10 protein-coding genes are annotated in these 13,077 nt (G+C 40.9%); all 10 read right to left on the reverse strand.

Going from position 1 to position 13,077, the window contains the following annotated elements; translation table 11 throughout:
- Positions 1 to 3: 3 nt before the first annotated feature.
- Entirely contained in the window at positions 4 to 3,087 is a 3,084-nt protein-coding gene (locus tag BM015_RS17865; protein ID WP_090661928.1) for a hypothetical protein, read from the reverse strand.
- Positions 3,087 to 6,863: a baseplate J/gp47 family protein gene (locus BM015_RS17870; protein WP_090661931.1), complete on the reverse strand. Its 3,777-nt coding sequence runs from the start codon at positions 6,861 to 6,863 to the stop codon at positions 3,087 to 3,089. Before BM015_RS17870 ends, BM015_RS17865 begins: the two co-directional genes overlap by 1 nt.
- On the reverse strand, positions 6,863 to 7,270 hold the full coding sequence (locus tag BM015_RS17875; protein WP_090661934.1) for a GPW/gp25 family protein: 408 nt from the start codon (positions 7,268 to 7,270) through the stop codon (positions 6,863 to 6,865). Before BM015_RS17875 ends, BM015_RS17870 begins: the two co-directional genes overlap by 1 nt.
- Position 7,271: 1 nt before the next feature.
- Positions 7,272 to 7,562, reverse strand: coding sequence for a PAAR domain-containing protein (locus BM015_RS17880; RefSeq protein WP_090661937.1), 291 nt, complete (start codon positions 7,560 to 7,562; stop codon positions 7,272 to 7,274).
- A gap of 240 nt (positions 7,563 to 7,802) precedes the next feature.
- Positions 7,803 to 9,596 carry a type VI secretion system tip protein VgrG gene (vgrG, locus tag BM015_RS17885; RefSeq protein WP_090661940.1) on the reverse strand — a complete coding sequence of 598 codons (1,794 nt, stop codon included), beginning with the start codon at positions 9,594 to 9,596 and terminating at the stop codon, positions 7,803 to 7,805.
- 3 nt (positions 9,597 to 9,599) lie between these two features.
- Entirely contained in the window at positions 9,600 to 10,334 is a 735-nt protein-coding gene (locus BM015_RS17890) for a CIS tube protein (protein ID WP_090661944.1), read from the reverse strand.
- Positions 10,334 to 10,501, reverse strand: a complete 168-nt coding sequence (locus BM015_RS21620) for a DUF5908 family protein (protein WP_177191953.1) — start codon at positions 10,499 to 10,501, stop codon at positions 10,334 to 10,336. Before BM015_RS21620 ends, BM015_RS17890 begins: the two co-directional genes overlap by 1 nt.
- A 39-nt stretch (positions 10,502 to 10,540) precedes the next feature.
- On the reverse strand, positions 10,541 to 11,065 hold the full coding sequence (locus BM015_RS17895) for a phage tail protein (RefSeq protein ID WP_090661947.1): 525 nt from the start codon (positions 11,063 to 11,065) through the stop codon (positions 10,541 to 10,543).
- 3 nt (positions 11,066 to 11,068) lie between these two features.
- Entirely contained in the window at positions 11,069 to 11,500 is a 432-nt protein-coding gene (locus BM015_RS17900; protein ID WP_090661950.1) for a phage tail protein, read from the reverse strand.
- Between the two features lie 52 nt (positions 11,501 to 11,552).
- Positions 11,553 to 13,064: a phage tail sheath family protein gene (locus BM015_RS17905; protein ID WP_090661952.1), complete on the reverse strand. Its 1,512-nt coding sequence runs from the start codon at positions 13,062 to 13,064 to the stop codon at positions 11,553 to 11,555.
- Between the last annotated feature and the right edge of the window lie 13 nt (positions 13,065 to 13,077).

Consider the following 13,077-nt stretch of genomic DNA (forward strand, 5'->3'; position numbering starts at 1 on the left):
AAATTAGTTTTTAAAAGATCCCAATATGGTTTTACCTAAAACAACCGGGTTTTCATTAATACTTTCATTGCAATCATGCAATGTTGCTACAGGATATTCACTATGTAAATGGAATACAAGATTTACCAAAACATCATTTGTTTTTTGCAAATCTTCTCTTATCGTTAAATCTGTTTGATTGATTGAATAATTGGCGAGTGCCGTTATCCAATTCTTATAGGCGGTTTCAAAATCGTGCATTGATGCGTTACTTAACCAACATACTTTAACAGCAGTATGTGCAGGTGATTCGCGGCGCACAATATCTTCAAAATATTCCCGGAAGGCTATGCTGCGCACATGGGCGGGCCAATAAGGAAGCACGATGGTCATTCTGAATGAATACGGATCCTGCTCACCGCAGAAATCGCAATTTTTATTAAGACAAACAGGCGCTAATGCATAAGGCGCAGTACTTTCAACCGGCACCCTTGGCCTTAATAATATATGTTCAAGCAGGTGAAGGCCGTTATTGTCGCAGGCTTCATCAATTTCATTAATGAATTGCTGCAGGGCAACATTTGCCGCTGCTTCCGAAGAAAAATTATTACTTGTTGCAATTACATTTCCATCATCATCGGCAACAATAATCTGCCAGTTGCCGCTTGTTTCTTTGGCTGCAAAATTTGTTTGCCGCAACATAAAATCAACCAGTAATAAAACGGCTGCATTGGCAGCATCTTCCGTATCATATAATGCAGCAGCAGTAAGTGTATCGCCGTTTGCATTCGAAAAACTAAAACTATATTTTGGCGGCGTATCGCCTGTCGTTATGATAGTTGCATTTCCTGTGCAGTATAAAAACCTGCGCAGGAAATTTTCAATACCCGCAAGCCTGCACAATTTTTTCTCAAGGCCTGAAACATTATCTGTATCCCAAAACTTTGAAGCATCAATTGTGAAGTCATCATTCTGAGGTGAATAATTGAATGCCCTGTCGCGTTCATAACTTATCTGCGGATAATCTTTAAGAAATTGTGTTTTGTTTTTGATGAGTTCCGAAGGTTCAATCTTCGATTCCTGCTGCGTTTCGTAATCCAGTGAATACATCAGCAAAACATAATCGTTAAACGATTCTGCAAAACGCGCCATCAGGTGATCGAGAAAACGGTTGCGCCTGTCGAGAAAAGTTTCGTTGCTTTCATATAATTTTTGCCAGCTATTGGCAGGCACTATGGAAGAATCCTGCTGCTGCAATAATTCATCAAGCAAAATATCAATGCCTGCTTTTTTATATACAGGCTCTATGTCGGGAATAGCATTTAAATATTGTGCATAATAGGTTTGAACAATATCATCAGTTGAAAACAATGAACCTGCATTTTTTAATTGTGAAAAGAAATCTGCAAGCAGTTGATCATAAAACATAAGATAGGCCTTCATTTGCTTTGCCTGCGCCCTTCGCTCATCTGTGGCAGATGGCGGCAAACCCGCTGCACTAATGCCATAGGTTAAAGGGAAAACCTGCTGTATAGAAGTGTATGAATCCAAAGGTATATACACACCTTGTGGCAGCGGGATATCCAATGCATGGCCATTTAATTTATTACGCACACCTAATGCATGCAGCCATTTCAATATATCCCTCACTTCATTTAAAGATGGTATATACGTAAACTGGTTTTTGTAGAAAACAATTTTTGATTTTGTTTCGGAGAACACAGGTTTATGCCACAGTGAAACCGGCATGCACCAGGGCTTACCAGTAAGGTTTGGAACAGGCTCGCCGTTTTCATCGTACTTCGTAAGCCTGAAATTGCGTACAGCTTTTACGCCTTCAATATCCATTAAAAGATTAATAATATCTGAGGTATATATCTGTTGCCTTAACTGCGTTTTTTCCAGTTCATCTGTATCAATAAAACCATGTTTTAATTTCGGGCCTTCGAAAATGGCATCTGTTGTTTTGCCTTTATTCACCAGTTCATCAAGTGTATAAAATTTCACTGTTGGATTAAGATATTCTTCTATTGCATAAAATACTTTTGCCTGTACCGCTTCAATATCTGCAGAAGGCTGCACATCAATATCGCAGCAAACAGCCACTTCTTCATCTTCAACCGTATCAACACTTATAAAGTCTTCACATAAATTCCGGTTTGCGTTCAATACACGTTTTGCTGTTTGAATGATCTTTTTTGCTTTCTGAATTTTAAGCGCATATAAATAAATTACCTGGCGGGTAAAAGCAGTTGTAAAGAATGATATAATATCTTCTTTAGTAAGTTTTCCATCAGCAGGCTGCAGGTCAACTGTAATAAACCCTTCAACACTTGCTGCTGCATTGGTGTTGCAGGAAAAAGAAGCTTTAATCGTCCAACCGCTGTGTTCATCGTCTATCTCAGGCAAACCCGAAACAGCTATAGTTGTTGCATCACAGGTTAAGGCATCCGGGCTTACATCATCCGCATCCCAAACAGGAAATGAAATGGTGAGGCTTGCAGCGCCAGCCTTGAATGAACGTGCAGATGCAACTGCGGTAACGGCAGGCGTTAAAATAATTATATCGCCATTATTTAAATCACCAAACTGTAAGTCATCATCAAGATCAACCAGCACTTTATACAAGCCTGATAAATAAATAGGCTGCGATGTTGGCTCATGAGTTAATGTATCATTTTTGCAATCAGCATATATGGCTACTTCACCTGCCGGAACAGTTGTTTTGCCTTCAGTATAAAAATCATCTGTAAAAAACCAGGCATTATGTATGCCCTCTACATCAATTAATAATTTCCTGTAATCATTAATAGTTAATGGGGATTGTGTGAGGATATTATTTGCTGTGTAAAAAGCCTGTGATGCCGGCATTTTTCCATCAGTGCCTGCGAGCAGGTTTTGCATGGGCATACCGGAACGATAACCCAGTTCTGTTATGGCATAGCATAAAGCTTCAAGAATGGTAATACCGGGATCATGCTCGTTATAATCCGTCCATAATTTGCTGCCGAGTTCTTCAATATATTTCAGGCCTTCTGCACGCAGAAAATTATAATCCTGGCTGTTATCGAGTTGCGGTGTTCTTAATATGGTTAGTTCATCAGACATCAGCAATTACAATTTGCAGGTGAAGTAATTATATGTCGTGATATGCCATCGTTATAGGAAACAAGAATGGAACGTGCGGTGCTGGCTACGGCTGTTTCAATATCAGGCAACATTTCCAGTATGGTCGTTCCATCTCTTTTTATGATGTGGTTCATTTTAAAGCAGGTTACATAATCAACATAATCTCTTTCCTCAATAAAATTCAATACAACCGATTTTTCAATGGTACCGCCAAATTCAATATCGCTGTTATTATCAAAAGCCCAGGGTGTAAGAAATTGTTCTATATCTATGCTTAACTGGTTGCTGTAAACTGTTGCATCGTGATTGGGCATAAAGTTTACTGTAAACTCAAACTGCACTTCTTCAAACTGTGGATTTATAACATGCAGCCGCACAAATTTTGAATTAAGTTTTTCAAGGTATTGCTGTATTTCAGTAAGCAGTCCAACGCTTGTATAAGGACGCAAAATATTGGCAGATGTATTGTTATGCAAATCTGGAATAGTTACCACCGTTACATGCCCGGGCAGCGTTTCGCTGTAAGTTGTATTGTTACTTTTATCGGTAATAAGACCTGTATGATTGATGCATTTTACTTTATGCACCTGAGGGTAGTTCTGTAATACCAGCCGTTCATAATCCCAACCGGTAACAGCTCTTTGTTTATGCCGTAATCTTTCACTTACACGTATATAAAATTGATCGTTTGTTTCGGCGGTTTTCCCATCGAATGAAGCGTAAGGCTGGTTTGTTTTTTTAAGTGCTGCATCTGCCACTGCGGGCTTGCTGATTATGCTTGGCGCCAATGCTTTTGTAAAGAAAATATTTTTGGAAACATCCTGCGCAAAAGTTGCTTTGGCAGCATTGGTGGCAACCGTTATTAATTTACAAACGGCATCTGTGTCGTGATCCGTTACAGCTTTAATCCATAAAAGATTATTATCTGCACGTGTATTTGCCGGAACAATGTTGTAAGGAATATTAACAATAACAATTCCTGAACGGGTTAAATTGTTGGTTTGATCTGTAATGTTTAATTTATCAAACTGGATCCAGTTATTGGCAGATAAATAATACCAGCTAACTGTTGTCATTGGTTTTAATGGGTTAGATGTACCATCTGCCACCTGGAATAAAATAGAAAATGTTTGCGAAGTACCGGCCTTGCTCAATCCAATCCATAATTCGCCGCCATCATCTTTTGCAATACCATCTTCCAGGTTAAAAACAGGCAGAAAATTGAATGCGTCCGTTGTAAGAAAAGGATGCATTTCCCTGAAACCAAATGGTTCAAGATGATAGAAGAAGTTAGAGCGGTTGCCAAATGATGCCGTTGTGTTCTCGGTAAAAGCAATCGTTTCCTGTGCCGTATAATCCATGTACAAAGACTTAATAACAGGAGACGGCGGTAAAGGAACATTCGCCGGCGGGTTTACTGTATAAGTAGTAGTTTTTGAACCATCACCATTATCTGTTTCAGTAATTTTTGTACTTGTATTTTTTATAGAGTTCTGCACATTTGACAAGAAAGTGGAGAGACTGTAATCGGAAGAATCCAGCACAATCTTTATGAATCCATCAATTGAAGTAATGGCGTAATCTTCATTGGGTGTAAAATCTGTTGATGATACGGGTACTTTTTCCAAACCGTTAATGGATACATCAGGCGCATAATCAAAAAAGTAAAACTCATCCACAAAATCAAAGAACATCTCCTGTGCAAACAGGTCTGAACTAAAAAACTCAAACTCCGAAGTATCTGACATTAGCGATAATGAAGATGATTGTGCAGCAGATGAGGACGAAAAAGATGATGAAGACGATGATGACGTAAATGATTGAAGCCCCAAAACCGACGTAAAATTCAATACACTTTTATTGATGGTTATTTGCCTTGTTCTTAAACCAAAATCATCATCAATGGCATCTGTCCATTTGCCTTGTTTTAAGGCACTGATATTTGCATTAATAGTAAAACCCGGCAAATCCTGCCAGTCAATATGCAATACCAATTCCGTAAGCGGTTTTTGAAAAATTTCTTTATTGCCTATTATAAGTGAAGCCCCTTTTTCAGGAAATTCTCCAAAAGCTTTAAAAGGTTTGGCCGTATTTACTTTACCATCATTATTCTGCAGGATTAAATCTTTTACAGATGCCGTTACTTGTACCTGTACAGCATTTATAACAAGTGATTTTATTTTCTGGTAAGATTTATAATTGGTAACCGTTACCTGCACCATCGGCAGCGCTTGTGTAAAATTGCCGCCATGTATTTTTTGTGAATAGGGAACAATTGGCGGCGCATCGCCATCTAAAACAACCTGCAACGTAAAGCTGTTGCCGCTTATAGCCGGCGTGTAAGATGCAGCCGTGTACCAGTTTTTCTTTCCTGTGAATTGTACACTAAATATACCGGAGAGATCAGTTACAGATATGCCGCTTGTACTTTGGCAAACAAATGTGATATTAATTGTCCTGGCGCCTTCATTAAGATACAAAGTATTGGATGCAATAGCAAAACCCGCGTTGGCTTTGCTTATTTTACCGGTGTCGCCAAATGCAGGCCACGAGTTATCTGCGCTTAATAATTTAGCGCCATTACCATCATCAGAATTGGCAACAGGTGAAGCGTATAAACCGCCAGAGCTATTCTTGTTTAAATACAACGATTTTAATGATTGCACACTTGCCTGGTGCAATACAACATCATCGGTTAAAGTATAAAACAGGTCATTATTCTTATCATCTTTGCCGGCTTTAAAGGCAGTGCCTTTTTTAAGAATATGGTCTGCCGTATTCTTTTGCAGGTCGAATAAAAGATGCACAAAATCAGGAACAGACGGAGCGTTGCTTAACTGCAATACCGTTTTATAATAAAAATCAAGATGCTCCTGCGTATAGTTATTCACTTTGTTTTGGGCAAACTGGAACAACCTTAAAAAAGCCAGGTACAAAGCATAATGCGGCTGATGCTGATTGTAGTTTTGCAATACATCATTAAGATAGGCCGGTGCATCCGCAACAATTTTAATAATGCCGTTTATGAAAGATTGTAAAGCACCGGTAAATAAATTATGCGTAACAATGATGTCAATATTTGGAATAACATCTGCCGTTGTATCAAGTGTTATGCCCGGCGCAGTAAACGAAGCAATTTGCCATGATGGGCTGTTTAAGCCGCTTATATCAAACTGTTCAGAAAATATAATATTATCAACGGGTATCTGCGGATCAACATAATCAACACTTTCATTAATAAGGTTTAAACCGCTTGCTTTAAAATCGTTATAATATTGCCACAAAGCGTTTAGCGGCAATGAAAGGTTCGATGCAATTGCAATACTTAAATAACCTTTGAAAGGAATATCATCCGTTAACTTAAATAAATAGTTATCAAGATGTATGGCCAGCGTAAACGCAAAATCAAATAATGTTTTAAACAGGTTTTGTGCATCTGCATTGTTTGTTTCAGATTGCAGTGTGGCTGTTACATAATCCGTATATGGAATAAAATCTTTCGTTTTCCAGTTAGTGATGGCAGCAATTATTACAGCCGGGTCGTTGCCCATAAAAGGCTGCCAGTCGCCATCAACCTCATTATTAACGGCATAATAATTTAAGTAGGCAGCATAATTTTTGGCAAACAAAATAAGATCGGCAGCCGTTCTTTCATCAACCGGTGCATAGCCTGCAGCCAATGCATCCAATACGCGCTGCAACTGGCTGGTGCCGCTGTATGCCAAGAGGTTATTATCTAAACAGGTATTTGCCATTAGCTTAATTCAGTTCCTTCGTTTATGTAATAAGGATAAACAAAATTGAATCTCGAGTTGGTGGTTCTTATGGTGTAATCAAGTGCAATAACAATCACACCTTCTGTTTGCCGGCTGTCATCAACGGTAACATTATTCAGGTTAATGCGCGCTTCATAATAAATAATCGCTGTGCGTATCATTTCCCTGATATAGGTTTTAAACGTTGTTGTCATCGGTTCAAATACCATTTCATCAAGGTTACAGCCATAATCAGGTTGCATTACACGTTCGCCTTTTTTTGTAGCAAGCAATATTTGCAGGCTGCGCTGTATATCCAGTTCATCGCTTGTTAATTCTACTGTTCCGGCAGCATTGTTAAATGCCGGCGGAAAGCTCCATCCTGTACCAAGGAAAGATGTGTTCATATTAACCTCCTATTATTACGGTTGGACAACCCACCACAATCGTTCCTCCGTGTGCGGTTGTATCACCCATTCTTGCTGCAGGTTTACCACCAATTAAAACCGTGGCAGAACCTTTTACAATACTGTCCGGCGGCCCTGCGCACACGCACATATCACCAACGCAGGCCGCAGGCAAACCGCCAATTAAAACCGTTGGTGTGCCTGGCGGAAGCACCGGCCCGCCTACATGCGGGGATGGCCCGTTAAACATGGGACAAACATGCATATCAGAAATTCTCGCAGCTAAAGCCATAGGTTTAATTTGTGTTTTTCAAGCCAGCTACGCTGTCTTTTTTTATTTATGTTACCAGCTTTTGTGCCAATGGCATCTTCGTTGTGTCACTCCCTTGTACTGTAGTTTTTCATAGCAGCAATAAGTTTCTTCATTGAGCATTGCTTATTGAAAATTGAATATTGAGTATTTAAAATATTCAATAAACAATACACAATAATCAATATTCATTTAAAGAACTTGTGAACCCGTGAACACTTGCTAATTAATCATCACCACGCCACCTTTTATCGTTGTTGTGCCTGAGCCTTCAACAGTAACGGATGGCGCCGACATTTTAGCGCTGCCGCTGCCTGCACTAAGCGATGCGCCACCAGCGCTCATCGAAAAATTAGCAGAAGGCACAAGCGTTATATTTACAGCTTCAATCTTTAGATCACCGCCTGCTTTCAGGCTCATATTAGCTGCACTTTCAACACTCACAGCAGTTGGCTCCATTGAAATTTTATTGCCATTCTCGTCTTCAAACTTCATTATATTATCAGACTCGCTTATAGTAATTTTTTTACCGGCAGGCGTTTCTATCTTTAGTGATTTCTCATCATCATTAAATATCATTTTCATGCCGCTGCGTGATACATATCCTTTTTCGTTGTTGGCATTGGCAGCCTGTAGCGGCGCCGGTTTTGAACTGCTGTTCACCATGCCCAGCACAACAGGATTACGCGGATCGTTATTCAAGAAACCAACAATCACCTCATCGCCTATTTCGGGCCTGAAGAAAGTGCCGCGGTTATTGCCTGCATCCAAACAGGCAACCCTGCTCCACACACCATCTTCACTGGCATCAATAATCGGCAGGCGAACACGGATCCTGTCCTGGCTGTTGGGATCATTTTCAAGATCGGTCACAACGCCAATCTGCAAACCCTGTATAGCAGGCAACATATTCGCTGCGGGTGGTGCATTTACTTCAGGCTGGTTGGTAAAAGGTTCGTTGGTTAAGCCAAACTGAACATCGGTTGTCCACACACCATTTACTATTTCCTGGCGCACGCCCGAAACAAATACTTTACCGTTAAAGCGCTCTCCCACCCCACCAATGTTTATAAGATCCCCGGGATTTATTTGCCCATATCCCCTGAAACGTACACGGCCTCTCAGGCGCGACATGCGGGCTTTGAGCAAACGCCCGTCAGCAAGGCTTTGCAGTTCTGTTTCCGTAATATCTTCTCCAGAAAATAAATCATATTCAGCAATCTTTAAAACATTGCCAAGGTCGCTGCTTGGAATATTTCCGTTTTCTTCAAAACCGGGCTCTGCCGCATCAACAGACGTTACGGCCTGGTTTGAATAATCCCATGTTTTTGCTTTAAGGCTCTGGTATTGATTACGTGCATCAAGATCGGCATCAAACTCAAACATCGTGGCGCCAAATACAGCATCGAGCACGGTTGCTGAAGTAAAGTCAGGCTTTTTTGTTGTTAGCTTTCCGCCGTCAATAAAACACAGCTTACCATTTGCTTCCATGCGCGATACAATAAAATCCCAATCCGTACAATTGTATTGAACAATGGCTTCATGCTGCACGCTGGTTGATTCAATATCTGTATCAAGCTGGTAAGTACCGGCAATTGTTTCAACCGCATCACTGTCGGTTGTATCATTAAAATATTTGTTCTTTCTTGCCACCGTCATAGCAACAGCTTTATCACGGCATTCCAGCATCAATACCGGTGAGCGGTCATTGCGTATCTTCAAACTATGTTTAAGAATAATGCCTTTATATATAGATGTTTCATCTGAATGATAGCCCGCTGTAATCTCTATTTCCGTACCTGGAATAAAGGTGGCTTCATTGCTTACGGCAAAATCCTGCTGAGCAGCATTGCCATCAAATATCACCAGCTTTGCCCAGGGAATTTTATTCACTTCCTTCGATACAGAAATGGATGCAACCTGGTACTGTGTGCTTAAAGGAGCGCCGTTAACTTTCAGCGTAAAAGTTACGAGATCTGTTTGCTGTGTACCCGGCAATGATTGGCTTAAAAGCATTACTTAATTATTGGCTAATGGCGGGAATAATAACTTCGCTCCCGTTCTTAAATTTTTAAAATCAATAAGATTATTAAACTGTGCAACCTGGTAGTAATATTTGCTGTCGCCGTATTCACGATAACACATGAGCGATAAAGTATCGCCCTCCTGCACGGTTCTTATATGCGTAAGATCGGGCGATTGCCTGTTTTCAATTCCGGCCAGTTTCTTTTCGTCAATAACGCCTTCAAAACTGCAATCTGCTTCAGCGCGCAATGGTGAGCCATCAGGTTTAAACAACTTAAAATTGATGGTCATTGTTTTCAGCTTGCAGTTATACAGCAGTAAGCCCCATTGCAGTTGCACGTAAGGCGGTTCGTGCGTTTCACTGTTATAATCGTACACCACCTTCTTAAAATCAGACAACATTTGCGCAACATCAGGCGGATTGGCATTTAGGCCGGGTATGGCCAGGCCGGATGCAAGGCCTGATAAAAAGCCTTCATCTTTTTTAATAACGCCTGTGCCATCAAACAAAAATTTAAAGCTTAATGTTTGCGCCAGCCTGTTGCGGAATGCACTTTGCGTTTCACTGCTGCCTTGTGCCGTTTGATCTGAGCTGGCCGTGCCATACGTTATCGTATAGCTTTCGGGGTTTATTAAAACCTCGTAAGGAGGCAGCTCACGCACTTTTTTTTGAAAAGTGTTATCTGTATAAGCAACAAGCGTCATTTTCTGTAACTGGCCAAGGCTCATCAGCGTTCATTTTTTCGTTCTAAAATTTCAAGCACCTGTTCTACACAGGCAGCTACAATAGCATCGTTATCTGCTGCCGAAGAAGAAGCATTGCTTGTTCCCTGTTGTGAAGGAGGCGTTTGCTGAACGGCAACTTTAATTTGCAGTTCGCGAATTTCAATAGGCATGCCTGAAGGTTATACGTTATAAAATTCCTGCACAAACTATCATGGTACAGATATGCTTACACTTGCACTGCCACCACCAAGCAAATCGCCAACAGCGCTGATGCCTGCTGTTACGGCTGCTGAAAGATTAAGCGTAGTGTAATATTCATACCGCAAGGTTAGCGATTCAATTACGATATGATTTTGTTCTGCATTAAAACCCGAAATATCATACTTGATAGGAATTGCATTTTTAATGTACCACGATGAAACCGGCAGGTGATCTTCATTTAAAAGCGATATCAACATGTTTGTTGGCTGGTAATTGAAATTCTGAATAGCATCAATGCACCAGGCTGTAACGCCTGAAACAAGCGTCATTCCGCGTTTCAGAACAAGGTCAGCATATTTTGTTCTGCCGGGAAGACGGTGCACAAACCTGTTTTCGCCACCTTCGTTATAAGTATCAAGGTTTACGTCAACCGTTAAACCTGTTACTTCCTGGAAACGAAAATCGTTTGGCACCTGTGGAAAAATTTCAAATACCACCAAAAAGTGAAACCCAACAAAAGGATATTCAAACATGCATTAATCGTTTTGAATGGTTAACCCTTCGTGTGCAAGATCCAGTTGTTCAATCGCAACATCATTGCCATCAGCCTTAAGGTCGGTTGATGTAACTTTTGTTGGCCATGCATTCTTAACCTTCCACACTATTACGGGGTTAAGTGTTTCGTCCAGCAGGCTTATTGTTATGTCGCGGCGTTCAACCGTATTCATGTTGATCGTATTGAACCAGTTGTAAAATTCATTGTCTGATTTAAAGATGCCACGCTTTAAAACAAGATTGCTGAACTTGCGTTGGCCCGGCATTTTTATTTTGTGGTATTCAGGACTTGCACCGTCGCGGTACTCAATAATATCATTGGTTATATCAAGCCCGCTCACATCGGTAAATCCTATTTTGGTTCCGCCCCATTCAACCTGGAAATGAAATTTGGGCAGTGGATAGTTTGCCATAGATTAATTTTTATTTGAGATGAAAATTTTGATTCCGGTTAATAATTATTAATTAAGCCTGTTGTTGTATTTGTGAAAAACGGAGTATGATAAATTCTGCAGGACGAACCGGCGCCATGCCTATTTCCACAATCATGCGGCCATTAAGAATATCATCGAATGTCATGGTTTGGCCAAGCCCTACTTTTACATAAAATGCCTGTTCCGGTTTTGAGCCAGCCAAAGCGCCGAGCCGCCATAAATTGGTAAGATAATTTTCTATCATGGCGCGTACCTTAACCCAGGTGTTGCCATCATTTGGTTCAAATACAAAAACATTGGCTGCTTTCCTGGCCGATTCTTCCACCATGATGTAAAAACGACGTACAGAAATGTACCTGAAATCGTTACTGTTACCATCGAGGGTACGGGCGCCCCAAACCAAAATGCCTTTGCCGGTAAATGCACGGATAGCATTCACAGATTTGCCTGAAGTAGCATCAATATTCATATCACCCTGCACTTCATCTGAAACCTGGAATGTTGTGGCAAATACATCTTTCAATCCAACATTTGCCGGTGCTTTCCATACACCGCGGGATGCGTCAACAGAAGCATATACACCTGCAACGCCCGGCGATGGTGGTAATACAACAGGGAACTGTGAACTCAAAGCCTGTTTAATGGCATTGTATGCACTCAGGCTGTAATAAGATGGCGGCGCAGGAGGCGAATCTGGTGGAGATAAAGGTGCAGGCAATGTGCCTATTTCAGCAAGTGTATGGCCATCGAGCGGGCCTGCAGCGCCATCAACCGTATGATTGACGGTGGTTGAAGCCGGGTCATAATCATAAGCGTAAGTTGTTTTCAGGTTCGGAAAATAAACGGCGCCATAGTTATTATTTTCAGAAGCAAAACCATTCCTGAAATTGGAAATAGCTGTTGTAACATCACTATTGGTAACCAGCGTTTCACCGGTATCATAAACATCCATTATGCAAAACCTGTCCTGCAAACTTCCGCATTGCGCCAGCGCCTGGTTAAGCAAAGAATAATAACTGTTTTCCGGCATGCTCTGCCCTTCGGGAAAAACAATTAAAGTAGGCTCATCTTCTTTGGCAAGCGCTTCTAAACCATTGCCGGTTCCGGGGTCATAAAAATCAGTAAGCTCAAGGCCACCGCTGTCTATATCAGTATAAGGCCCTACAGATACAATATAACATGGCCCACCACCATTTGCATAAAAGAAACGAACGGCCGAATGCATGTTATGTTTTGATTTGTTGCCATCAAACTCAATGGAAATAGTGTCGGTAGTGGTTTTTCCAACTGTGGTTTGATCATAATTGATAACGATATTAGTTTCCGGCTGTGCTTTACCAAAATAAAGCTCATACTCCAGCATGGAAGTAATGCGTGTTGGTTTGTTGGTAAGATCATTTCCACGCATGTCCTGGGCAATTTGCGTGTAGCCTATAAACGCAGGTATGGCAGTAGCAACCTGTGCTATGGAAGGCGGGAACGAGGGAATTTCGTTTACATAAACTCCCGGCGTTTTAATGGCGCTTTCGTTTATTTGTGACATAGATTAGAAATTT

Source organism: Parafilimonas terrae, assembly GCF_900115755.1.
GTDB classification, from domain to species: domain Bacteria; phylum Bacteroidota; class Bacteroidia; order Chitinophagales; family Chitinophagaceae; genus Parafilimonas; species Parafilimonas terrae.